Origin of the sequence: Virgibacillus oceani, assembly GCF_041521345.1 — a bacterium.
In the GTDB taxonomy this organism is placed as follows: domain Bacteria; phylum Bacillota; class Bacilli; order Bacillales; family Amphibacillaceae; genus Virgibacillus_N; species Virgibacillus_N oceani_A.
On record NZ_JBGOHB010000044.1, the window covers coordinates 1 to 23892 of the forward strand.

Below are 23892 nucleotides of genomic sequence, written 5' to 3' on the forward strand. Positions count from 1 at the left end.
ATAGATTTTGAGTGATGGCGCACTCCTTTTAAAAAAATGAATGAGCTGCGTCTACTTTAGTATTGACATTTATTCCTTATTTTAGAACTTTATTTTCATGGTAGGAGATAAAGGAAACATGCTCCCGCATCGGGGGTATGCCGACGTTGACCGGCAAGGTCGTAGTTAGTCGGCCTTCCTTTACCCGTAAGGAGCCGATGTTGACTTATGAAAGGATGTTCGGTTAAGAACGCGACATCCTGTCGCAACACCGAACTGACCTACATCCTGTAGGCCCGAGGTGAAGGAAGTCCGGGACTGCGGTACAGTCGTTCCTCGTCCCACCGTAAAGACCCGCTATCGCTGGGCGCTGGAGCTAGACGTGGCTATTCTTATATAGAAGATTATCCACAGATCAAAAATTTTATAGTACGATAAGCAATTATAAAAGGATTAGCAACTGTAATTGACTGCTAATCCTTTCTTATCATACGCTTATCAACTAATTTCATTCCTCCATAAGCAATCACAATGGAAAGTAGAATATAAAGCAGGGATGGAAGCCATGCTGCCGTACGGCCTATTTCAACTTGAGAAGCTGCGGCCATACTGCTTTCCCATGGGTCACTTGGTATATAAAGAACAGTTAATATCATTCCTGTTCCAATTTGTAAAATAAAGTAAGCAGCGATGAAAAAAACCGTAAAAAAAATGTATTTCTTCATTTACTACTCCTTTCATTTTAAAATTTATCCAAAAACGACTTAGGCACATCTGCTTTAAATACTAATTCCTGACCTGTAGTTGGATGCTTAAATGACAGTACCTTTGCATGGAGTCCAAGACGTCTGATCACATTTTGTTTGGATCCATATTTCTTATCCCCAACAACTGGGTGACCTAGATCCTGCATATGCACACGTATCTGGTTTTTGCGCCCCGTTTCCAGTTCCACTTGCAATAACGAAAAGTTTTCATTGGATTTTATTACTTTATAATGGGTGATTGCATGCTGTCCATCATTTTTTACAGGGCTGGAATACATCAGATGGGTACGGCTTTCCTTTAGCCATGATGAAATATATCCTTTTTCCTTCATTACCTTCCCCTCAACAAGTGCCACATAGCTTCGTTCTTTTACACTATCTTTCCACGTATCCTGCAGTTTCCGCTTTACCTGTTCGCTTTTAGCAAACATCATCACACCTGAAGTATCTTTATCCAAACGATGTATGACAAAAATTCTATTTTGCGGGTCTTCCATGCGAACATATTCCATTAATTGATGATGCGCTGTTTGTTTTTTTTCCTTATGCGTTGCAATGGAAAGAAGACCAGCTTCCTTGTTAATTACAATAATGTCTTTATCCTCATATAAAATGGACATACCAATCAATGCACTTTCCTGTACAGCAGCTTTATTTTTCAGAATCGTAACGACGTGTCCTGGATAAAGCGGGTAATTATGTTTTGTCTCTATATGATCATCCACCGTAACCTGCCCCCGGGTAAGTATTGATTTCACCGAGTTACGGCTGCGGTTGGACATCACTTCTAACAAGAACGGTAATAATTCCATCTGCTTCTTAACATTATATTGAATTGTATTTGTTTGCTTCTTATTATTGGATTGATGACCTTTAGCCATATGAAATGCTCCTCTATTTTTGGAAAATCTTGCTTCTGCTTATTTTTTAAGCCTGTGTTGACCGATGTGTTTTTTTCCGGGTATTTAGAATAATTCTCTTTCTATATAAATACACCTTGATAAAACCATATGCTTTCCTGCAGCGGGAAAATTCAGCTCCGCTTTTCACCTTGGTCATCATATATTATTATGCAAGGAACTGGATCATCGGATAAATAAAAAACTACGGTTCACCTAAAACCCTGCTGCAAAAAATAACAGAGCAAGCTTCTAAGCCGCCCTGTTATATTTGTACCTTAATCCACCAATATATCTTTATGCTCCGGTGTATTTTCTATTTTGCTTTTTGCATAAGGACATAAAGCAACAATTTTACTATCTTCTTCACGGGCATGTTTCGCGGCTCTATCCACTAATTGACCCGCTATTCCCTGCCCTCTTAATTCATTGGACACATAGGTGTGATCAATGACGAGGTTATTTTCATCGGATGTATCAAAAGTAATTTCCGCCAGCGGGTTCTCCTCATCCTCACCAACGTAAAATTTATTATCCCCTTTTTTAATTTCCTCCATGACTCATCCTCCTAACAAATATAATTCTTATTCTCTTCTTATCATACTTTATTATTTACACACAGCCAAAAAAATAATCTATCCTTGAAACATCGGCAATGTTACTGCAATCACCATTAAGAAAATGAGCAATAAATAATTTACTGAATAGAGAAAGTTCCATCGCGCCCATTTCACCACATCTTTTACAAAGAAACCGCTGATCCCGATGGCAAGCCAGCCAAGGTTCAATAGGGTCGCTATAATGATAAATGCTGTGCCAAGCTGCGCCAAGTAAAATGGCAATGGAAGCAAACAAGCAATGTAAACGACCATTTGCCGCTTCGTTACTTCGAATCCATGCACCACCGGCAACATCGCTACACCGGCTGCTTCATACTCATCATATTTTCTAATCGCAATGGCAAATGTATGCGGCATCTGCCATATGAACAAGATAAGAAATAGGACAATAGGAACAATATGAAAAGCGGAATCAATTACCGCCCACCCAATTAACGGTGTAACCGCTCCTGCCAAACTGCCGATGACAGTATTGAATGTATATTTCCGTTTTGTCCACATCGTGTAAGGCACAACATACAAAAACCAGCCAATAAAGGCATAAATGGTTGCTTCGAGCGTTGTAAATAATAAAATAATCAGTCCAAGAATACTGGTGCCTATTCCGATTGCCAAAACAACTTTCATAGATATATTTCCTGTAACGGTTGGCCTATTCTTCGTCCGCTGCATAATCGTATCAATATCCACGTCATACCAGTTGTTTAAAACCAAAGCCCCGGCCATCACCAGCGTACTTCCAATCACAGTGAGTAAAAAAATCACCCAATAATCCGCAAAAGCATTATCCGTAAAATAAAGTGCAAGCCAAAAACCGGAAATAACAGGCAGCACATTCGCAATTAAAACGGTTGCTTTAAAAAGTGATTTGATATCGCTAAAGAGTGTCGATTTTTTGCTTTGACCAGCATTTTGCTCAGACTTATCCTCGTGCTTCATATTATGTCCTCCAGAAACAGGTAAAAATATAAAATTACAGTAATAATATCTATCTTATCATGGAATAATAAAGGACGATAGTAATTGAGCGGGGGAAGCGGATGAGGGGTATGGTTATTTTTCATTTGAAGGACAACAGTAAGCGGGGCGAGTTGTTAAAATAATAATCCGTTGTAAAAATTAATAACGAGAGAATGTGTTCGTGTTACTTGGTACACCAATGTAAATTTCCCTTTTCTTGGAATAGAAAACTAAAAAACGGAATTCTCTCCGTCCATTTTTACACGCTCCTTGTACAATTCATTAGGTAAATGGATGTTTCTTTACTAGTTATGGACATTATCACTCAAATTGCACACTAAGAATCCTGAAATTATAGAATTTTAGTTGAAAGAAAAAATAGGCTTGAAGTGCACATGTCATGTTCCTATAAAACTACTAGCAACAGGGACATTACACTGTCCCTGCATCCCGAGAAAAAGGACTGGTTTCCGAGATCAACCAGCCTCTCCCTTATCTGCTTTTTTAACATTATCTTTTAATCCGGCTGCTTTCCCCCATAACACTCTCTGCATAACAATACCAATAAACCCAATAATCAAAGTGACCAACCCAATCACCTGAAAAATATGAAACACCCCAAACCATTGCACCAAGAAACCTCCGGCAATAGGTGCAAGCACTAAAAAAATACCTGTCAGGGAATTATACATTCCCGACATCTGCCCTACCTTTCCGTCCGGGCTTTCCATTTGAAGTATATAGCTGAAAACAACACTAAATATACCTGTGCCTATCCCTATCACAAGTGCGGGACCGATGATACACCAAATATTTTCACCAGGCGATAACATGCCCATGGCAAGAAGACCTGCCCCGATTAAAAATATTGAACTTCCCAAAAACCAGCCATACCTTCTTATTCCTTTCAACCTATTTATAAATAGAATGATCCCTACCGCTCCTAAACCTACTGCAGACATAAGCCAGCCTAACAGAGAAGGATTGTCGGGAAAAAGCTCCCGTGTTAATACAACGAATTGCGCATCTACCAATTGGATGGACGTAAAAGCAATTAAAGAAAAAGAAAAGCTTGCCAACAACACTTTAGAACGCAAAATAATACCCCAGCCATTTCCCCATGTTTTCCAAAAAGAATCGTTCTCCACCATTCCTCCTTCAAGTGTAACTGCAGATTCGTCCGCATCCACGTGGCGTACAAATAGCAGAATGCAAACAGAAACCAAAAGAGCAAAAGCGTAAACTGCAAAACTCAACCTTGGTGAAAATGCTGCAGCAATGGAAGCACCAAGGAAAGGACCAATTATTTTTGATAATTGATTTACGGTGCCATTTAAAGTAACAGCTTTTATTATCAAATCAGGATGAACCACCTGCCTGACAAGCGCCTGCTGGGCAGGAAAATGAACGACGGTTATGCCGGAGCGTACAAGAATAATTCCTAGCATAACCCATGGATTGGATATAAAAATAAGTGTAATGGTAAAAACTGCTGTCAGTAAATCTGCCAGAAGCATAATTCTAACCTTTTTACCTCTGTCGATCCAAACGCCTGCAAATTGACTGAATAAAGCTTGAGGGAGTGCGTAAACAACAGGGATAAGCGCAATCACCCAAGGTTCTGATTGCCAGACGTAGCTGAATATCAGCATGACTGCAAGCACATCAAAAAATCGACCGAACGTAGAGATGGTATACGAACTGAATAACATGACATACGTACGGTTTTTCCATATAGACATTTTTCCGGCTGCCTGATTTTCCATTTGATCACCTTCCTGTATAAAAGGATAAGAGATCAATATCAGAGGAATATCAGAGAACGGAAAAAACTTGCTTTTCAATCTCAGCCTTTAACTTGAACAGGTTTGTGAGTTTGTAATATTCATCAGCTTCTTTTTTATAATGATGGATCAGCTCTTCCTTCATACTCGCTTTAGGAAGGATTAGATCCAGCATTTGATATATCAATAAAAAATAATAAGTATGACCTGATTGGTGAATTATCCGGATCCCTTCATCAATCATGTTCTTCCCTTCTTTTTTTTCACCTTTTTTAATGAAAAACATTCCTTGCATCATCTTGAGCGCAGCTTGTTCTCTTAAAAAAGGAAAATGTATAAGCACATTTTCTGCTTCGTTAAGCCCTATTTCCACCTCTGCCATTTTATTATCATAAAACAGAATGATTGTTTTCATGATATGCAAAAAAGGCAGAAATCCGTGTTCAGGAGAACTGATCGCATCCAACTCTTTTTGTACAAGTTGCATGGAATACGCTGGTTTATTTACTTTCAAATACCACATTGCCAAGCTGAAACAGCTTATATCCATTCGTTCTTTCTCTTTTAAGATTTTCTTCTTAAGTACTTGTTCATGCACATCTATTACTTTTTCCGTATTCTTTTCTACAAATCCATACAGCAATAAAGGAACAAAAATATGATCCGTTCCGTCCCGCTTTTTGAGCAATGAATCAAAATCGCTTCGAAGCCAACAAAGTACGGTTTCCTGCTTTTCATCAATCGGAAAACCTAGTGCTTTATTTGTCATTAATTCCTTTAATGCTTTCCCTTGGCCATATTTATAATATGTATCAAATAATTCATTTGCCTGGCGGGATATTTCTTCCGGTACTGGTACAGTCGGTACATGAGTGTGTTCTTCCAGTTTCAAAGCATAGCCTAATCCTTTCACAGTTTTAATCGATAATATGTTACGGAAAGGGAATAATTTTTTCCTCAGCCGGTAAATATGATCATCTACCGTGCGATCCGTTGGCTCCTCTAATGGCCAGACAGCATCCAGCAACTCGTTCCGTGAAAAAACACTTCCGTTATTTTCATATAAAAATCTCAATAAGAAAAATTCTTTTCTCAGTAACGTAACTTGATTGTCTTCCAGCGTTACAGAATAATCCTCCACGGAAAAATTCATAATGTTCCCCTCCGAGCGTAAAAAAATGTTATAAATCTATGATTAATTCATTGTTCTCTTCGTTAAAAGCATTGTAAACTGTTGATACATTCTCATCCATGTACTCAGCCAAATCTCCAGCATAATCTGGTGGTATTTCGGTTTCTGAGTGATAGATATTTATAGCGTATTCAAGGTCAGTCTCTAATTCCAAGTTTAATCCATCATTATTGTATACAAAGGCATTGGCACTTGGATACGATGCATCGAAATCGATATACTGAGGCTGTTCCTCAGGAATGATTTCTATTATGTAGCTGAAATTTTCTTCGGTATCATCCAATTGAATGGTTACTGCCGTAGTTTTATCAGAAGTGTTATTTGAACAACTAACTGCAACCAGCAGCATTAAAAATAAGAGTAAAATTCTTATTTTTATTTTCATATCGAAAATCTCCTAATACATTAATTTTGCATAATTATATCATATCCATATAGAAATATACCGATAATCACCAATGTTAAACACATACAAAAAAGCTGATTGTCAGAATCCCTGTCACAACCAGCTTCTGTATAGCTTATATAAATACTGAACTTATTCAAGTCCGGTTCCAAAAACGCTGTTTAGCAATTGCGGAGACAAAATCACTACCGAAATTTGGATTGTTCGTGGCAAAAATGACGCCTGCCAGGTTATTTTTGTCCGAGGTTTTAATATAATTTTGTGCGGTGGTGGCAATGCCAATTGGTTTGTAGTGCTGATATGCTTCATTCATGAAATTCATTATTTCCCGGTTGAATTTCCCTTGATTTTTGGCTTTTCCTCCAACAACATAAAGCGAATCATACAGAACAGGATACTTCGTGGTGAATGTCTCATTAACTTCGATTTTTGTCCCATCCGAACCAACAACCGGATGGAGATTATCACTGATGACATCATAAAATACGCCGTTCTGCTGCAGGTAATTTATTGTACTTCTTACCTCATCCCCATTGAATCCATCGCCAATTAAAATCCCTACTTTTTGTGTGTAAGCAGAAAATGTGGTATTTGCCTGGCTAATAGCTGGAGAAGTTCTGTTTTCGGCAACATGAGTGGTCTTCGGACGGGTCACACCGATATTGTCAGCAAGAATAGTTGCAAACTCCGTATCCACCCTACCCCACATTTCCACATTCTGCTGCCTGACAGACTTACTTTTTACGTATCCCAAATGATAACTGAATGATTCAATCAGATCCTGTTTTTCCACCGTGGACAAGCTGTTCCAAAATAACCTAGCCTGGGAAAAGAAATCATAAAACGAATTACTCGGGACTTCCCTGGTAACATCCCCCTCCACTTTTTCGGGATAATGGACGTATCCGCCTTCTTCAGCTGATGCTTCTGCAGGTGTATTGCCCGCCAGCGAATTATTATGATAATGTACGGAATCCACATCAATCCGGTGGTGCTGATAGCCATCACGCAAGTTAAAGTTCCTTTCAACGATTGGTTTGTTTACCGGGAGATCCTCGATATTTGCTGAACTTTGCCTGTATAACTCTGTATCTCTATAAGCAAATGCCCTTCCTTGTAAAACTGGATCATTGGTAAAGCCTATTCCCGGAACTACACTGCCAGGATCAAATACGGACTGTTCCTCCTCGGTAAAGAAATTATCAACCAGTTTATTCAACGTCATTTTCCCGACAATTTGAACTGGAATTTGTTCCTCTGGCCAAAGTTTTGTATCATCCAATACATCAAAGTCGTATTTGAATTGGTCTTCTTCAGGGATCAGCTGGATACCAAGATCATATTCCGGATAAGCTCCCTTATTGACTGCCTCAATAATATCCCGTCGGTGAAAGTCCGGATCTACCCCGCCAATAATATTTGCTTCATCAAGCAACAGGGAATGAACGCCAAGCTTAGGCTCCCATTTAAACCGGACAAAGATGGATTTTCCCTGCGCATTCACAAAACGGAATGTGTTAATCGGCCAGCCTGCCATCATCCGCCAGCTCCTCGGACGACCACGCATGGACATGAGCCACATCACCATATGGGCCGATTCCTGGTTATTGGCTACATAATCCCAAAAGTTATCATGCGCTGTTGTAGCCTGCGGGATATCCGTAATCGGGTTTTGTTTCGCAGCATGGGTAACATCCATAAATTTCATCGCATCTGCAAGAATAAAAATAGGGAATTGAAGAGATAGTGAATCATAATTACCTTCCTGTGTATAAAACTTAACTGCAAACCCACGGATATCTACAGCAGTATCCTTTGACCCTTTATTTCCTACAAAATTTGAAAAACGGCAAAATACAGGTGTTTTACGTCCCGCCTCTCCCAAGAAATGGGCACTGGTCAAATGGCTAAGAGATTTGTAAGCTTCGAATTCACCATATAACCCAAAGCCCCTGGCATGAACCACCTTTTCAGGAATCCGTTCCCGGCTGAAATGGGATTGTTTTTTATAAAAATGAAAATCCTGAAACAGCAGCGGACCGCGCTTTCCTGCCCTTAATGAAGTCTGGTCATTTGATACTCTGACGCCATTGTCATCTGTCATCTTCTTTCCGGGACCAGTATTTTTCCTGCGGTTCTGTTCTAACTGTTCGTCTTTCTCATTGCCTTTAAATGGCTTTTTATGTCTATCCTTATCTTTATCCACGTCATCACCTTTACTTTCCGTGATATTTAAATCTCCAATAAATAATATGTATGCAAAAGGAAATTATTCTATGTGTAAGTGCTGAATCTACACTATATTGTGGACAGGCTGTATATGTGCCTCTGAGAAATAACGGGGGTGCCGACAGGGATACCTGTCACTCCTCGAATTCACCCGAATTTTGTCGAAAGGTTTCTAGGTCGGGGAGTGACAAGTAATTTGAAATCTAAAAAAGACCGTCCAAATTGACGATCTTCATAATGAGCTGTTTTATTACAAGTTTTTAATTATATAGTTTTTTGCCAGTAAATAAGCATTCGAGGTGAACAACTGGGTATTAATTTTTCTTTCCAGCATCAGTTTTCCGAACCGTTCGAAATCAAATAACCTCACCTTTATATCTTCCGTACTATCCAAATCCTGTTCAGACGCTTTGTATGCATTCAGTATTAGGAAAGTTTTCACTTTATTGTTTTGGATTGCCGGATTCACCATGAATTCTCCGAGAAATACAGGTTTCTTTTGAGAGATATACCCCGTTTCTTCCTTTACTTCCCTAATTAATCCTTCTTCGTCCGTTTCATCCCCTTCTCTTTTCCCAGCAGGAACTTCTATGAAATATTCTCCCCCGGCATGCCGATATTGTTCAACCAGCACCACCTGATTTTCTTTCGTGACCACCACTGCATTCACCCAATCAGCATACTCGTTGACGAAATAATCCTCAATCACTATTCCATTTGAAAGTTCACAGCAGTCTTTCCGGATATTCCCAAACGGGCTTTTATGTACGTACGTTGAATTTAACGTTTTCCACTTCTCCATATTTCTCTCCTATATTAGTTTAATGGATTTTTAAATACATAACTTGCTTTGTGATAATTCATTTTTTCTTCATAAAATCGGTGAGCATCTTCTCGCTGCAAACCTGAAGATAAAGCAACACTTTCATAGTTATGTTCCTTTGCCCACTTATGAACATATGAAAGCAGTTGTTCTCCATATCCTTTGGAACGGCGGCTCGCATCTGTAACCAAATCACAAACCCAGACGAATCTACCATAATAGAGTGTGATCATTGATTTAAATCCAATTACCGCAACCATTTCTCCCTCATCTATCAAAGCTAACATTTTATATCTATCTTTCTCGCGTGCCTCAGTGACTAAACCAAGATATGTATTCTCATCAAGATGCGTGCGTAATTGACGCATAATAGGAAATGCCTTAAGAATTTCTTTTTGCGTTTGAAGTTCTTTAATTGATGGGTTCATTCCTTTGTCTCCTTCCGTTATTTAGAGTCAATAAACGCTTTTCTGTCCATACTTTCCAGGAAACTAATCAGCCTATGATCGGTTTTATCAGAATCAACACCAAGCCAAATTAAATGTCCCCAAGTATCCAATAGGCTTAACGCTGAATGCGGAATATTTTTATGAGCGAAATATGCATGTTCGACGGGAACCGAACTATCGTACTTACTATGCATAATGAGGGTTGGACAAGATACATCTTGCAAATTTTCCACCGTGATCTCATTTACCTGTTCCAAATCTATTAAAAAACCGTGTCCCGACCGTTGGCGATTGTTCATTTTTCTAATCTCTTCCACATCATCTGCACTTATTTTAGGCTTTGCTTCCTTATAAGTCAGCATGCTAAATGATGGGAACATTTGTCTGAAAATAAAGCCTGGAAACATATTACTCATACCAGAAACTAACTTCCATGTGTATTTCTCAGTCTTTGGATGAAATAACACGCTGGCAGCTTTGTATTCTTTATCCTTTGGGGTGAGCCATTTTTTTGTAACAGCAGATTGTAATGTAAGAGAACGTACTTTTTTCGGGTATTTGGAAGCAAAATATATACCGCTTGGGCCTCCTGCAGATATACCAAGCAGGTCAACCTTATCAATATTTAAATAGTTTAATAGGCTATGGTAATTTTCGCATGCCACATCAAGATTTTCTCCTATTTCCTTTGATGTACCTCCATAACCTGCTCTTGATGGGGTGATAATCGAAAAATCATTTTTAATTAAGGCTTCATATCCAAATTCTTCCTTACAATTTGAATGACCGCCATGGAAAACCAGTATAGGTTCCCCCTTTCCAACTATGGAATATTCAATAGTTGCACCATGCGTATAAAACTTCCCTATTCTTCTCTCCATTAGTTATTCTCCTTTTTTGAAAAAGTGAGTACCAAATGCTGCGTTGATCACATCTACTCTCTATTTATTTGACCACTCATGCGTTATTATAAAAGATTTTATCCGCCTAAACACTTTTCTTGGCTGGTTCGTTAGAATCAATCACTATGTAATCACGTATATGACCTATTCATTAAAACTACTCGCCATCCATCCGGGTCTTCTATGGTCACACCTTGTTCTTTCCAGTAACCATTCTCAGGTCTAACTTCCTCATATCCCATCTTTTGTAGCCGGTCGGATACTTTTTTGACTTCTTTTTCATCTGTGATATAGAAGACTAATAGATTATCTTTGGATGGAGCAGGACAAGGACTACCGTCAATATGCCGAGTAAATTCCAAATGATAGTCAGTATCCGGTAACCCAAAAATAATTCCTTCGTATCCTCGATTCCCTTTAAATTGTTGAATTTCAGTTAATCCCAGACCATTTTTATAAAAATCAATAACCGCTTCAAATTTATCTGTGGGTCTAGCTATTCTGACCTGTGCAGCTGTAAAATCATTGAATTGCATAATTAATTATCACCTTTTCTAAACTATATTTGTGTAGATTTATGTAAAAGTTAATTTAGATTATTTGAATATATGCTGTGCGTTCAAGGTATAGCTAAATAATAAGTAGTATCAAAAACAACGATAACCTGCTGCAAAACCGTTTTGTACAAAAAAAGGTGGTCAGTCCAATGGTGCATTCCCTTTAAATATCATTCTAACATAATAAAAATTATCGCAGACGAAAAAAATGGAAAAATGATTTGCATTCAAGAGAGAGAATTTTGAAAGTACTATTAGTAATTGATGTACAAAACGGGATTGTTAATTTTGGAGACTTTAAACAGGTACTTACACTTAGGGAGATTATTATTAAAGATTTTAAAGCCAGCGGACTGCCAGTTATATTCATGAGGCATTTCGATGACATGGTAGAAAGTCCGCTTTATAAACATTCAACCGGATCTGAATTAAATTAGGTGGTCCCTTTGGATACTTAGCTTTCCATATATATAATTCTCTCAAATTTTATTCCAAATAAATTCTTCTACAGAAAGTGTGGATGGTAGTAAACAAAGGGGTCCAATAGTCACCGAGGATTGCCTCTTTTATTATGCTTATACACTGCATTTTTTTGTACTACTTTATATAAATCATATGGATGGTTCTGAAAACTATCATAAGCAATGGACCAATCATCTAGACTATTTTTAACTAATCTTTTCTTCAGTCTCAGGGCGCTTTAGATAATACAATCCCAAACTCATCACACCAACTGCTGTCAGTACACAAGTCAATATTCCAACAGATAAAAATAATGTAGGCAAGGTAAAACTTATCGCCCAAAATGTGCCATAAATAATACCTAGCGGTGTCGCTATTTTAGAAAAAATAAATCGCACTGTAAAAACCTGGCCTCGTATGTCATCTGGAACAAGCTTTTGAAAAAGTGTGTTACAGTATATATTCCAGACCGGCATAATGATGCCTGCAATCACTTCAATCATGATTGCAGCCCACAATAAAGTGGTAAGCCCAAGGCCAACATGCGTTAATCCTCCGATAAATAATGCGCCAATCATCAGTATGTACATTAATCTCTGTGACGGTTCACTTAACTTACCTACAATAAATGAACCAATGATATACCCAAGCGGAAAGGAAGCCGCAAATAATCCATAGCTAAATGAAGTACCATCTAACACTTCCAATACGTATGGAATATACATGACTTGCGTTGCAAATACACTAAAATTAACAACAGCTATAAAGAATCCAAGAAAAATCAGTATCTTTTGCTTACGGTAGACAGCTAAGCCTTTTTTAAACTGACTCCACCAATTGTTGCCCACCATTTTATTCGACTGTCTGTGTTCCTGTATCAATGAAACAAATAGTATGGATATCAAAAACAGAAAAACAACCATAAAAACTGCCAAATAAATACTGAATGATGCTACAACCAATCCTGCAATTGGCAAAGCAATCAGCCGCATAAATTGAACTGTTCCTGCAATATGCGCATTTGCTTTAACAAGCTGATCTTTTTTAACCAAGTTGGGCACAAGGGCATTTGCTGGAGGATCATATACAACAACTGCGGTTAAAAATGCAACGGAATAGAGTATTCCTGCATTTAAATGTCCAGTAAAGGAAATAATCAGTAATAAAATATATGCTAAAATGCGCACAGATTCAGAAACCATCATGACAGACTTTCTTTGAAAACGATCTATGTAAGGACCAATGGAAAACTGAACAAAAATTTGTGTCCCTATATTAATAATCCACAAGCTTCCCATAGCAAGTTCCGACCCGGTCAGATCATAAACAAACCACGATATGATAAACGTGCCAAAAGTATGAGCAAAAGCGGAGGTACACATGCTGCTGTAGAGTCGAGTGAAATCTATCCCAAATCGCATCTATTCCATTTCCTCTATGTTTAAATAGTTCAGCAACTGCTTCGATTCCACACCAAGCAAATGCCTTTGAAGGCTGTATTTAGATCCTTCAACCCTAACAAGTCTTGCAGATCGCAATAAAGTGACATGGTGATGTACGGTTGTTTTACCCATACCAATTGCTTCTGTCAGCTCTTTAAGCGTTCTATCTTTTTCGGATAAAAGTTTTAGCATCTTCAGACGATTTTCATCCCCCAATGCTTTGTATCTTTGAATCATTTTGAAGTGCGGCCTGTAAGGGTCTATTCTTTCGTGTAAACTTTCATCATCTACAGGATAATAGAATATTTTCCGATTTTTCCTTTCTGAAAATATTACCCATGGACGATAAGTGACCTGAGGGATCAGTATGATCTCCGTAACACCAGGTTCCGCTTCATATTCATTATAGTCTAAGACCCATTGAATAAAAGCTGTTGGAGAGAGCTGTTGTTTCATATTTTGTTTTGCTTGTATATCCCGACTCAAAACTTCGGTCAGTGCTTGTTTATTTGGTATGATTATTTCTTCGTACCATAAAGTAATCAAGTTAATAATGTGATCGCGCAATACATCTATTGGAGTTACACACACATAAATAACTAAAGAAGAAAAAAATGCATGTTCATTGATTGATTCCTTCATTAATTCAATTGCCTGTTTATCGCCCGCTGCTGCCCGCTTGCTAATATTTTCTAAGGAGGGGCCCAGATATGGCAATGCGCGCATGCGGAATTCAGCTTCCGATAGTGTGTCGATATATTTTTGAAACGCCTCAATCTCCTCGAAATCCTGTTCTTGAAGCAGATCCAATACAACTTTCCATGTATTATTTTTCTCCGCTCCATCAAGTTCCTTCTCCAGCTTTTTAGAAAAAGGACGATGATTTTCCCAGTATATATTTGCATCATCAAGCGTTTCGTGAATTGGCTTATTAGTCACTGCTGCAATCCCTAAAGCAGCTTCATGTAAAATAGATTGCTTCATTTTCATTTCCGGAAATGATGGTTGATATGTAGTATCTAATATTTTCATTTATATCGCCTCCTAATTACATTCTAATATAATAGAACATATAATTCAATATATATAGAACGAAATATTTTAAAAGTTTTGTTTGAATTCCTTGAATATTATGCTAATATCTCTGTAAGGAGCTATTTTGAAGATACAGGAGTGTTAAATAGTGAAGAGGTCGGGAAAGTATTGATAGGAAATATGGCTGGAATTACTGGGATTATCATTTCTATTATACTATTAGTCCTTTTAGTAATGAGGCTATGGTATAGTAAAATGCATTCATTTAAGGCAAGAGTTTAATTTTTTCTGCTATTGATTATTCATGAATCTATTCATTTGTATCTCCGCCCTTGATTCAAAATATTACATTGATACACTTATCGCGGAGAATAATGAACCATTGTTTGGAAACACAATCGGGGAATTTGTAGCATTACTGTCGCTTATTCCTAAAATGATTTTACTTGCTGCATTTCTTATTTTAATGGTGGGATTACGTGGGCTTTTTAGGGTAAAAATAGTTGGAATAACAAAAGATGGTTAAAACAAATGCTTGCTAACAATGAAGGGGGGATTTAAAAATACCTAAAAGAGGGAGAAGAAGCCTTTCCAGGTTAAGTTGATCATTCCCTAATAGAGGAAGGCAGGTACCAGATATATAATTGGCATATATTATTAATTATTTTTCTTTAACTGTTCACTAATGTCCCGCCCTCCATACATAACCCGGGTTCCCCTTAAATCAGATTCTGCTTGTTTTGTAAATATCACTTTGTATTTCATATGGCGTAATCTCTGCGAATAAAGGAACTTGCCTACTTTTTTGAGGGAGTATTTGAGCATAAGGAATTTTTTGTTACTTTGGCTTATGAACAAGCAATTCCACTAAATGATTCCTTAAAAAAAGCACTTTTTCGGAAGCAAAATCGAACGAGACAGTTTTATCGTGAAGGATTACTTGCTGTTTATGGTAAACAGATCACTGATTACGTATGGGATTTGGCTATTATGCTGGAAGGGATGTTTCAAGCATATATTCGTGTTTTTCTCATGGATGAAAAAGATTTAAATATTCATATGCTTGCTGAATTCCTCATCAATCGTATGGATGATATAGTAAACGGGCTAGTTCGCAGTAAAGATGCCCCTATTTTAACGGAGAAAGAAATGATTCACATAGCAGATTTAACTGGCTTTTCATTAGAAAGCAATAATTCAAAAATCAATGAACTTTTACATCTCCTGAAGGAAGAAATAGAAAAACTCCCAAATAACAACAACTATTTAGTTTCCCTAGAAGTAGTTGGAGAGGAGTTGGAAAGGGAGATACCTAGAGAGCCAGTTATTCAAGGAATGCTTAATAATCTTGAAGGGATATCTGAATTGGAAAAGTTTGTTACAGAGTTAAAACATCTACTAAAAGGGATCTCCATTCAACAAAAGTAAAATAATATTCGCAACGGTGTAAGGGGTCACTTCATTTATTTATCATGGCACATTACATTCCAATTAGTTCGGTTTAGTTATTTTGGCAGAAAGTGTTCAATTCTATCGAGCAGAAACTGTCCACTTTTGTTTAGCAGTTACAATTCGACGTTTATATAACCAAGATATTGGATGAAGTATGAAACGGTTTTCTAAAATAGTTCGTTTTAATAACACGATAAATTAATTTTAAAAAAATAATTTATCTCTTTAACAGCACTTACATATGAGGCGGGGTATGATGGTGAACCTCATATGATTCGCGCCTTAAAAAAACAGTCGCATTACCCCATTACATTTTTCTTGAAATATGTCCGATTTTTACAATAGCCCTTTGAAATTTTAAGGTAAACTTAAAATAGCATACTGTTAGAAGGAGGATTATTATATTGGAAAAAGCATTAAGAGAATTGTGTAAATCTAAAGTGGGAAGTATTGAAAAATTTATTGAAGATTGGGGTGCATATAACTATACGGTTGGTGGAAAGATGTTTGCTATCATAGGTAAAGACAAATATAAAAAACATATAATTTCTTTAAAATGTGAACCAGAAATTTCAGAGGAATTGCGAAATGAACATGAGGCAATAAATCCAGGATATTATTTAAATAAAAATCATTGGAATTCGATTTATTATAATGAAGATGTACCTAGAGAATTAATTTATCAACTAATAGATAAATCATACTCTTTGGTATTTCAATCATTACCAAAGAAAAAACAAAGAGAAATAGGATGATGCTTGATCATATTAATCGACTTTTAAAAGAAATTTGTTACCTAATACAGTGAAATCAATAACCAGATATACGTTGGGGAAAATAACTGTTACCATAAACAGTTATGTAACTCATTCACAACCTAACCCTAAAAGAAATGAAAATACTTTTACTTTATTTTATCCTGTTCAACTAGGCTTAGATAATCCTAAAAAATTGAGCAGATTTATCGGTGAATTAGAAAAGATTAAATCCAGAAAAATAGTAAAAGTACCAATGTGGTGCTTTTTTCTTCGCAAAACATTTGAAATAAATGGATGAAAATGAAGTTCATGCCGGTTAGTTAATGGATCCAATTTATGAATAAAAGTAGAAGTACCAGTAGATATATTCTTCAATCCGTCTTTTTAATTCTTCATAGCGTACTAATTCTTCCCCATAATACATTTCTTGCTTTAAAATACCAAAGAAATTCTCCATCGACGCATTGTCTGCGCAGGTTGCTTTTCGTGACATACTTTGGAATACTTTATTTTTCTTCAATGTTTGCACCCATTGGTTGTGCTGGTAATGCCATCCTTGATCAGAATGGATGGTGGTGCGGTAAGTTGCGTGAATATTTATTATCTCTATCGTTTCTCTTAAAGGTTGCATAACTAGATCTAACGTAGGACGTTTCTTGATTTCAAAAGCAATAATTTCTCCGTTATAAAGATCAAGAATTGGATTTAAATATAACTTCTCATCCCCTAGACATTTGAATTCTGTAATGTCGGTTACTAGTTTTTGAAGAGGAGTAGGTGTGCTAAAACGGCAGGATAAACGTTTTTTTGCTACCTTCCCAACTTTCCCCTTATAAGAATTGTTTTTACGGGATTTCCGCATAAATTTTACACATTTCAATCCCAGTTCTCGCATAAGTCGATACACTTTTTTATGATTAACATGATGTCCTAATTTCTTTAATTCCTTCGTGATGCGTAACCATAGCGTTCATGAAACTGCTTAAATAGGTCGGTAATGAGTTCTTTTAGCTCTGTGTACGGATCTTCTTTTCCAAAGTTTTTCACATGATAGTGATAGGTTGCTTCAAGAATACCTACAACAAGAAAAATATCCTTTAATCGGAATCCTTCTTCTTTGAGTTCAAATGCCACCTTTGCTTGTGCTTTTCGTGGAAGGCATCCGGATTTTCCCGAAAAGCTCTCAACTTTTTTAGGTACGCATTTTCTAGCCTTAGTAGTTCATTCTCACGTTCCAACTCTTCTTCACGTGTTATCTTTCTTTCTTCCTTTTTCTTTTGTTTATTGGGTTTCTTAGACATAGAAGGTCGCCCCTTTGGTTTTGGATGCAGGCCTTCTACTCCTTGTTCATGAAACTCTTTCATCCAGCGTGTGATTAAGGAAGGGTTGTTCAAATTAAAGTGAACAGCAGTATCTAAATAAGAAGCACCTGTGTTTAACATAAATTGTATCGTATCTAATTTAGATTGAACTGAATACTCCCTCTTCGCCTTCCTTCGTTTTAACCCATTCATTCCTTGAGACTCATAGGCGTTTACCCATTCACGTATATGTTTGGCTACCCATATTATATTTTTTTGCCAATGATCCATATCCTATGATGCCATCTAAATACAAGGTGACAAGCTTCATTTTAAATTCTTCACTATATTTTTCCATAAAAAACACCCCTCCGATCGACCCCCATATCTCGAGCTAACTTACTTTTATTGATTTTCATTTTTGAACTCTCCATTACCATTTTTAATTTTGGCTAATCTTTAAGACTATTAATTTCTATATCTGTGTTTATTTTTACTTGGATGTACACCATATTCACCTCAGAAATATTATGGGTTCCTCGCTATATAGTGTTTAACCGGACATATTGCTTAGTCTCAATAGTGCGGATGATTATTTGAGTAACAGGTGGAAAATGTTGAGCGAGCAACTGAACTCATCCCCTTGTCCGGTGTTGCTTTGATCGTATCATCGTTAATAGTAGATACACCATGGAATCATTTAAATTAATTGCATAAATTTAACACGAACAATTTGTAATTTCAACACTAGATAGCGGAGAGCCATATTATGTAGTTATTCATCCAAAGTGTACAGTTTTAAACAATGATTTTTGTACATTCTTAGAGTAGCATTTATACGTTCTGGTGAACGTATTAGTAGAAACGATTGAAATGGTAGCATTTTTTGAGACATAATGGACGCAAAAAGAAGGCGAAGAAAGATGAAGAAAGTCCTACGGATTTATGTGGTGGGGATAACAACTAAAAAGAGATTGGGCACCACCTGAAGCCAATATATTGACAAGAGATTGAGGGATATTGAACAAAACAAAAAGACTGGATCACTATTTGACCCAGCCCAAATTTATATTGATTTACATTAAAAAGAAATAGTGTAAAATTGTTGGCACTCGTAGAGATTAATTATATACTTACTATATATTTTAATTAATAAATATTATGTAGGCTGTGATAATGTGTTAGAAAACGATCAAATGAATAAGGTAAAAATAATTATGAGTGAAATGCTTGAAATACAACAAACGTCTAAGAGGTTTGTAAATTTACTGACTGAAGGAGAATCATTCTCCCAAAACCAGCTTATCCTTCTTATTCAGCTAGAAATCAATGGTGGAATGAAAGCAACTGAAATTGCTGATTTTTTCAATGTGACTCCTGGAGCTATTACATCAATGTGCGATAAATTGGAAAAACTCAATTTAATAAAACGGATAAGAGAAAGTGAAGATCGTAGAGCTGTAAAGATGGTTTTAACAAATATTGGTGAGGATAAGGTTCATGAAATATTTCTGAAATTCCCAGAAGAAAAATTAACCAATATTGCTAAGATACTAATGGATATCAATAAGTTAATGAGTAAGATTTTTTAAGGATTTCAACATCGTGAAATCCTTTTTTACTGTGTAAATATATAAATGACATACTTAAATCCCCCTTACGATATATTTTTTTCTTGCCAAAATCACTTTAACCATGTTTTAATTGATATATATTTTAATAACTAAAATATATATCAATTAAAACATGGTGGTGTATAAGATGAAAATTAAGAAAAATAAAAAGTTAAGCAGCATAACCCTTACAAGTGGTAGTTTTAAAGATTTGTCATCAGAATATGAGCTATTAAAAATTCGTGGCTCTGTTTCTTTCCATCAGGATATATGTACTAAAGAAATCACAACTCATGGGCATAGCTCTTTTCAGTATGATGTTATAGCAGATGTTTTAAAAAACTCAGGATCTTGTGTTTTAAAAAGCAATGGCGATATTAAAGATATTGTAAACACAGGTTATTTAAAACTTAAAAAAGGGCAAACAACAAGGATAAACAGTTCTGGAAAGCTAGCTGTAGAAGATATTGTTTACTCGGAAAAGGTTGATTTAATCGGCATTGTTCATGCTAAAGAAATAAATTCAAAACAATTTCACTTAAAATTATCAGGTGAAAGTGTTATTGAATGTCTTATCTCCGATGAAATCAATGTAGAGAAGGAAAAGATGACTTTTTCATTATTAAAGAAAAAACTTAAATGCAAGTATATAAAAGGAAATAAACTTCATATTTCCCATACAGATACGGAAGTTGTTGAAGGGGACACGGTGGTAATCGGTAAAAATTGCAATATCCAAACACTTTATTATAAAGAAAATTATACAATCTCTCCAAATGCCAAAGTCCAGCAAATCATAAGGAGTGAAAAATAATGAACATTAAAAAAATAATTTACCCTTTTTTTTACCTGCTTACAATCCCTGTTCTTTTCATCCTATACGTAGGGTTAATTGTTAGTACGATAATTTCCATGCTTGCAGGTATACTACGAACACTCGGTTTTGAACAAATAAAAATGAGCATTTGGCCGGGAATTGATCTCCCAGTATCTTTAAGTATTCCTTTAGCAATCATTGTTTCATTTTTTCTAATATATGGTTCACTTTATGTAAAACGGCTAGTAAATTTTTGTATTTCGAACCTCAGATCCTATATCTAACCTTATTAATTTCCCCCTACCCCAATCTGCCTTCATTCTAACGCCATAACGGAGAGATTAAACAGGAGAACGAACAGGTTGGAATTGGAGAGATAAAAAAATAAATGAACCCATATTGGACAGGGATTGAAGGATTATTGGACTAAAAGAAAAAGACTGAACCATTATTGATCCAGCCCGAATTTGTATTGATTTAGGATTATAAAAACCTATTGAATGATAATTAAAAAACCATCGGAATAAACCAGATTCTCCACTGATTTCTTCACGCCCCTTTACCGTTAGGATACCAACCGTGTTCCATCAGGGAAGAACAAAGTTTACGTTGGGAGATGAAAGTATCTGGGAGATACAGTAGAAAAAAGAATATAGAGCTAAAGCCGCTTAAATCATTTTTATTATTTCCACTGTCTACTTGACAGGGGGCAGTTCAACGAGAATGCCCTGTTAAAACTATTGTTTTTTACGAATTCGGGAACTGGAAGACAAATGGGATGGCGGATATCTTCGGAACTGGGCTATGGTTATGAACCAGCTTCTTGTACATGATCATTTCAAAGACAGGGTCGTAAATATCTTGAGTAGTTATGACTTACACACTTTATTTGACAAACCCTTTAAGAACACTATTCACACCTTTATAACCTATTTTCATTTTACCGTATATTCTGAATACCATTTCATGATTATTTTCAAGTTAAGTATTGTTTCTTTAATCCTTCCTCATATCTCCCATTCCCATATTATGGGTTAAAAATTACAAACCAAATTTAATTCTTCTTTCTAACTATGTTGTATCAGCGCTACAGCCTCAACATGGTTTGTCTGCGGGAAATTATCGACCGGCTGTACTTCCTTCGTCTCATACCCGCCATCCTCCAACACACGTAAATCCCTCGCTAATGTAGACGGATTACAAGAAACATACACAATCCTCTTTGGTTCCATATCAATCATAGCCTGCAGAAAATCCACTTCACAACCTTTACGTGGCGGATCCACTACAATAACATCCGGGTTCAACCCTTGTGCTTTCCACCAGGGCATGACTTCTTCCGCTTTCCCTACAAAAAACTCAGCATTATCCATTTGGTTGATTCGGGCATTCATTTTCGCGTCACTAATGGCTTCCGGCACCACTTCAATCCCATAAACCTTCTTTGCTTCCTGTGCCAAAAATAAAGATATCGTGCCAATTCCGCAATAAGCATCCACCACAGTGTCTTCACTGCCGATCTGTGCATATTCCTTCGCCTTATCATATAACACTTTCGTCTGTTCGGGATTTACTTGGTAAAATGATTTTGCCGAGATGGCAAATCGAATATCGCCTATCGTATCGTAAATATATTTTTCTCCCCAAATAACCTCTGTCTTATCCCCCATAATCACATTGGTGCGTTTATCATTGATATTATGCACAATCGACTTTACATGGGGAAATGTCTCCGTAATTTCACGAATAAGCGCATTTTTATGCGGCAAATCATTTGTACGAGTAATGAGGACGATCATTGTTTCTTTGGTTTCCTTACCCGTCCGCACCATAATATGGCGCAGCACGCCACGATCTGTTTCTTCAACATAGGAACGGATGCCCAATTGGTTGGCAATACGGCGGACAGCGTGTATCGACCTGTCGTTTAATTCATCCTGAATAACACAGGTTTCCATATCATCAATAATTTCATGACTGCGTTTGCGGTAAAATCCGGTGATTAACTCCCCGTCTCTTTCTCCCACAGGCATTTGCACTTTATTTCGATAACGCCAAGGATCTTTCATGCCAATGGTGGGATGAACCGGAACATGTTCAAGTTTGGCTATCTTTCTCATCACATTTTCCACCTGGTTTTGCTTCATCTTCAACTGTAAATCATAGCTCATATGCTGCAACTGGCACCCGCCGCATTGATAAAAAACATTACAAGGAGGCTCTACCCTCTCATCACTTTTCTTCTTCTTCTCCAGTAATTTTCCAAAGCCGAAGTTTTTATTCACCTTAACTACCTTGACAACAGCTTCCTCACCCGGCAATCCATATGGTACAAATAATGGATAACCATCTATTTTTCCTACCCCATTCCCCTCATGGGTCAGATCTTCAAATTTCAGCGTAAGGGTTTCATTTTTCTTTACTGGTGCTTTTGTCTTTGCCATACTTATCTTCCTTTATATGCGAATATGCTTCATCCATTTTATCATAGCTTTCCCTGGAGATTCACTTACAAACCAAAAAAGGACTACCTTCAAGTAATCCTTGCATTTTAAAATTCCTCCGGGAGATAAAATTCAATGTGCTGCTGCAGGTTTTCAAATTTTCCCGGCAACATTCCGCCATACTCCCCATCAATATTTAATTGCATTTTTTCATCAGTAGTTACCTCGATATGTTTTGCATGCCTGTAAATAATCAGGTCATCTTCCAAATGGGTACCGCGTAACGCCAATGTTACCAGTCGGATAAAGTCAGCCAGATTTGTCTTTCGTAAAATAATCACATCAAAATTACCATCATCCATTGCTGCATCAGGCGCCAATTTTTCAAAGCCCCCGACAGAATTTGTGTTTGCAATTAAAAACAGCATAACATCTTCATCAATCATCACTTCCCCGTCGCAAACGATTTTTGCAGGGGTCGGTTTAAGGGACGGAAGCATTTCGATTCCTTTTACATAATACGCCAAATGACCGATCATCGTCTTTAATTTGCTTGGCACTTCATACGTCAGCTCAGTCAGCTTTCCTCCACCGGCGATATTCATAAAATACTGGTTATTCACTTTTCCAATATCCAGCATTTTGGAAGAACCATCTACAATGACATCCACAGCTTTTTCTATGTCTTTTGGTATACGCAAAGCCCTGGCAAAGTCATTGGTCGTACCTGTCGGAATAATCCCAAGCTTAGGACGATGCTCCTGTTCTGCCATTCCATTAATAATTTCATTGATCGTCCCATCACCACCAGCTGCCACAATCAGATCAAACTCTCTTTTCACCGCTGTTTCAGCTGCTTCCGTGGCATCACCTTCACTTGTCGTGGCATGGGCCGATGTTTCGTATCCCGCAACTTCCAACCGTTCCAGAACATGAGACAATTCTTTTTTAAATGATTCTCGTCCTGATGTTGGGTTATAAATAATTCTTGCTTTTTTCAT

25 protein-coding genes and 1 pseudogene are annotated in these 23892 nt (G+C 37.0%); 6 read left to right on the forward strand and 20 right to left on the reverse strand.

What is annotated here, in order from left to right; genetic code table 11:
• Window positions 1-452: 452 nt before the first annotated feature.
• The 12 genes from ACDX78_RS21320 to ACDX78_RS21375 form a co-directional block, all read right to left on the reverse strand.
• Window positions 453-704 (reverse strand): hypothetical protein, encoded by a 252-nt coding sequence (locus tag ACDX78_RS21320; protein ID WP_486030586.1) that lies wholly within the window; start codon window positions 702-704, stop codon window positions 453-455.
• 17 nt (window positions 705-721) lie between these two features.
• On the reverse strand, window positions 722-1627 hold the full coding sequence (locus ACDX78_RS21325; protein WP_486030588.1) for an RluA family pseudouridine synthase: 906 nt from the start codon (window positions 1625-1627) through the stop codon (window positions 722-724).
• A 296-nt stretch (window positions 1628-1923) separates the two neighbouring features.
• Complete coding sequence (locus tag ACDX78_RS21330; protein WP_486030590.1) at window positions 1924-2202, reverse strand: GNAT family N-acetyltransferase; 279 nt, start codon at window positions 2200-2202, stop codon at window positions 1924-1926.
• Window positions 2203-2280: 78 nt separating this feature from the next.
• Window positions 2281-3204, reverse strand: coding sequence for a heme o synthase (cyoE, locus tag ACDX78_RS21335; protein ID WP_486030592.1), 924 nt, complete (start codon window positions 3202-3204; stop codon window positions 2281-2283).
• 497 nt (window positions 3205-3701) lie between these two features.
• Window positions 3702-4991 (reverse strand): MFS transporter, encoded by a 1290-nt coding sequence (locus ACDX78_RS21340; protein ID WP_486030594.1) that lies wholly within the window; start codon window positions 4989-4991, stop codon window positions 3702-3704.
• A 49-nt stretch (window positions 4992-5040) separates the two neighbouring features.
• Window positions 5041-6162, reverse strand: a complete 1122-nt coding sequence (locus ACDX78_RS21345; protein WP_486030596.1) for a winged helix-turn-helix domain-containing protein — start codon at window positions 6160-6162, stop codon at window positions 5041-5043.
• 28 nt (window positions 6163-6190) lie between these two features.
• On the reverse strand, window positions 6191-6586 hold the full coding sequence (locus tag ACDX78_RS21350) for a hypothetical protein (RefSeq protein ID WP_486030598.1): 396 nt from the start codon (window positions 6584-6586) through the stop codon (window positions 6191-6193).
• A 157-nt stretch (window positions 6587-6743) separates the two neighbouring features.
• Complete coding sequence (locus ACDX78_RS21355; protein ID WP_486030600.1) at window positions 6744-8813, reverse strand: catalase; 2070 nt, start codon at window positions 8811-8813, stop codon at window positions 6744-6746.
• A gap of 273 nt (window positions 8814-9086) precedes the next feature.
• Window positions 9087-9638, reverse strand: a complete 552-nt coding sequence (locus ACDX78_RS21360; RefSeq protein WP_486030602.1) for an NUDIX hydrolase — start codon at window positions 9636-9638, stop codon at window positions 9087-9089.
• A 14-nt stretch (window positions 9639-9652) separates the two neighbouring features.
• A complete protein-coding gene (locus tag ACDX78_RS21365) occupies window positions 9653-10087 on the reverse strand; it encodes a GNAT family N-acetyltransferase (RefSeq protein WP_486030604.1) in 435 nt (144 codons plus the stop codon).
• A gap of 17 nt (window positions 10088-10104) precedes the next feature.
• A complete protein-coding gene (locus ACDX78_RS21370) occupies window positions 10105-10989 on the reverse strand; it encodes an alpha/beta fold hydrolase (RefSeq protein ID WP_486030606.1) in 885 nt (294 codons plus the stop codon).
• A 152-nt stretch (window positions 10990-11141) separates the two neighbouring features.
• Window positions 11142-11546 (reverse strand): VOC family protein, encoded by a 405-nt coding sequence (locus ACDX78_RS21375; RefSeq protein ID WP_486030608.1) that lies wholly within the window; start codon window positions 11544-11546, stop codon window positions 11142-11144.
• 263 nt (window positions 11547-11809) lie between these two features.
• On the opposite strand from ACDX78_RS21375, the gene ACDX78_RS21380 reads away from it, so the two are divergent.
• Window positions 11810-12004, forward strand: a complete 195-nt coding sequence (locus ACDX78_RS21380; RefSeq protein ID WP_486030610.1) for a cysteine hydrolase family protein — start codon at window positions 11810-11812, stop codon at window positions 12002-12004.
• Window positions 12005-12235: 231 nt separating this feature from the next.
• Here ACDX78_RS21380 and ACDX78_RS21385 read toward each other — a convergent pair whose 3' ends face one another.
• Complete coding sequence (locus ACDX78_RS21385) at window positions 12236-13450, reverse strand: MFS transporter (RefSeq protein WP_486030612.1); 1215 nt, start codon at window positions 13448-13450, stop codon at window positions 12236-12238.
• Complete coding sequence (locus ACDX78_RS21390; RefSeq protein WP_486030614.1) at window positions 13451-14503, reverse strand: ArsR/SmtB family transcription factor; 1053 nt, start codon at window positions 14501-14503, stop codon at window positions 13451-13453.
• 846 nt (window positions 14504-15349) lie between these two features.
• Between ACDX78_RS21390 and ACDX78_RS21395 the strand changes: the two genes are divergently transcribed.
• A complete protein-coding gene (locus tag ACDX78_RS21395; protein ID WP_486030616.1) occupies window positions 15350-15934 on the forward strand; it encodes a hypothetical protein in 585 nt (194 codons plus the stop codon).
• Between the two features lie 428 nt (window positions 15935-16362).
• A complete protein-coding gene (locus ACDX78_RS21400; RefSeq protein ID WP_486030618.1) occupies window positions 16363-16713 on the forward strand; it encodes an MmcQ/YjbR family DNA-binding protein in 351 nt (116 codons plus the stop codon).
• A 337-nt stretch (window positions 16714-17050) separates the two neighbouring features.
• On the opposite strand, the gene ACDX78_RS21405 is transcribed toward ACDX78_RS21400, so the two are convergent.
• From ACDX78_RS21405 to ACDX78_RS21420, 4 genes are read right to left on the reverse strand one after another with little or no spacing between them, the layout of a single operon-like run.
• A complete protein-coding gene (locus ACDX78_RS21405) occupies window positions 17051-17671 on the reverse strand; it encodes an IS3 family transposase (protein WP_486030641.1) in 621 nt (206 codons plus the stop codon).
• The gene (locus tag ACDX78_RS21410; RefSeq protein WP_486030620.1) at window positions 17656-17850 is read right to left on the reverse strand and encodes a hypothetical protein; all 195 of its coding nucleotides are present in this window, start codon (window positions 17848-17850) and stop codon (window positions 17656-17658) included. Before ACDX78_RS21410 ends, ACDX78_RS21405 begins: the two co-directional genes overlap by 16 nt.
• Entirely contained in the window at window positions 17814-18230 is a 417-nt protein-coding gene (locus ACDX78_RS21415; protein ID WP_486030621.1) for a helix-turn-helix domain-containing protein, read from the reverse strand. Before ACDX78_RS21415 ends, ACDX78_RS21410 begins: the two co-directional genes overlap by 37 nt.
• Window positions 18231-18258: 28 nt before the next feature.
• Entirely contained in the window at window positions 18259-18375 is a 117-nt protein-coding gene (locus ACDX78_RS21420; protein ID WP_486030623.1) for a transposase, read from the reverse strand.
• Between the two features lie 820 nt (window positions 18376-19195).
• Between ACDX78_RS21420 and ACDX78_RS21425 the strand changes: the two genes are divergently transcribed.
• The 3 genes and pseudogenes from ACDX78_RS21425 to ACDX78_RS21435 all read left to right on the forward strand — a co-directional run.
• Entirely contained in the window at window positions 19196-19609 is a 414-nt protein-coding gene (locus ACDX78_RS21425; RefSeq protein ID WP_486030624.1) for a MarR family winged helix-turn-helix transcriptional regulator, read from the forward strand.
• A 169-nt stretch (window positions 19610-19778) separates the two neighbouring features.
• A complete protein-coding gene (locus tag ACDX78_RS21430) occupies window positions 19779-20444 on the forward strand; it encodes a hypothetical protein (RefSeq protein ID WP_486030626.1) in 666 nt (221 codons plus the stop codon).
• Window positions 20445-21160: 716 nt separating this feature from the next.
• Window positions 21161-21311: pseudogene (locus tag ACDX78_RS21435) on the forward strand (IS256-like element ISBsu2 family transposase); the annotation flags it as partial.
• Between the two features lie 203 nt (window positions 21312-21514).
• On the opposite strand, the gene rlmD reads toward ACDX78_RS21435, so the two are convergent.
• Window positions 21515-22891 (reverse strand): 23S rRNA (uracil(1939)-C(5))-methyltransferase RlmD, encoded by a 1377-nt coding sequence (rlmD, locus tag ACDX78_RS21440; protein ID WP_486030627.1) that lies wholly within the window; start codon window positions 22889-22891, stop codon window positions 21515-21517.
• Window positions 22892-22998: 107 nt separating this feature from the next.
• Window positions 22999-23892 carry a diacylglycerol kinase gene (locus ACDX78_RS21445; protein WP_486030629.1) on the reverse strand — a complete coding sequence of 298 codons (894 nt, stop codon included), beginning with the start codon at window positions 23890-23892 and terminating at the stop codon, window positions 22999-23001.

Bases quoted from the DNA above. Each gene is read 5' to 3' on its own strand.
- ACDX78_RS21320 (WP_486030586.1), bottom strand. From the start codon at position 704: ATGAAGAAATACATTTTTTTTACGGTTTTTTTCATCGCTGCTTACTTT.
- ACDX78_RS21325 (WP_486030588.1), bottom strand. From the start codon at position 1,627: ATGGCTAAAGGTCATCAATCCAATAATAAGAAGCAAACAAATACAATT.
- ACDX78_RS21330 (WP_486030590.1), bottom strand. From the start codon at position 2,202: ATGGAGGAAATTAAAAAAGGGGATAATAAATTTTACGTTGGTGAGGAT.
- cyoE (WP_486030592.1), bottom strand. From the start codon at position 3,204: ATGAAGCACGAGGATAAGTCTGAGCAAAATGCTGGTCAAAGCAAAAAA.
- ACDX78_RS21340 (WP_486030594.1), bottom strand. From the start codon at position 4,991: ATGGAAAATCAGGCAGCCGGAAAAATGTCTATATGGAAAAACCGTACG.
- ACDX78_RS21345 (WP_486030596.1), bottom strand. From the start codon at position 6,162: ATGAATTTTTCCGTGGAGGATTATTCTGTAACGCTGGAAGACAATCAA.
- ACDX78_RS21350 (WP_486030598.1), bottom strand. From the start codon at position 6,586: ATGAAAATAAAAATAAGAATTTTACTCTTATTTTTAATGCTGCTGGTT.
- ACDX78_RS21360 (WP_486030602.1), bottom strand. From the start codon at position 9,638: ATGGAGAAGTGGAAAACGTTAAATTCAACGTACGTACATAAAAGCCCG.
- ACDX78_RS21365 (WP_486030604.1), bottom strand. From the start codon at position 10,087: ATGAACCCATCAATTAAAGAACTTCAAACGCAAAAAGAAATTCTTAAG.
- ACDX78_RS21370 (WP_486030606.1), bottom strand. From the start codon at position 10,989: ATGGAGAGAAGAATAGGGAAGTTTTATACGCATGGTGCAACTATTGAA.
- ACDX78_RS21375 (WP_486030608.1), bottom strand. From the start codon at position 11,546: ATGCAATTCAATGATTTTACAGCTGCACAGGTCAGAATAGCTAGACCC.
- ACDX78_RS21385 (WP_486030612.1), bottom strand. From the start codon at position 13,450: ATGCGATTTGGGATAGATTTCACTCGACTCTACAGCAGCATGTGTACC.
- ACDX78_RS21390 (WP_486030614.1), bottom strand. From the start codon at position 14,503: ATGAAAATATTAGATACTACATATCAACCATCATTTCCGGAAATGAAA.
- ACDX78_RS21415 (WP_486030621.1), bottom strand. From the start codon at position 18,230: ATGAATGGGTTAAAACGAAGGAAGGCGAAGAGGGAGTATTCAGTTCAA.
- ACDX78_RS21420 (WP_486030623.1), bottom strand. From the start codon at position 18,375: ATGGAAAAATATAGTGAAGAATTTAAAATGAAGCTTGTCACCTTGTAT.
- ACDX78_RS21430 (WP_486030626.1), top strand. From the start codon at position 19,779: ATGAAAATTAAGAAAAATAAAAAGTTAAGCAGCATAACCCTTACAAGT.
- rlmD (WP_486030627.1), bottom strand. From the start codon at position 22,891: ATGGCAAAGACAAAAGCACCAGTAAAGAAAAATGAAACCCTTACGCTG.
- ACDX78_RS21445 (WP_486030629.1), bottom strand. From the start codon at position 23,892: ATGAAAAAAGCAAGAATTATTTATAACCCAACATCAGGACGAGAATCA.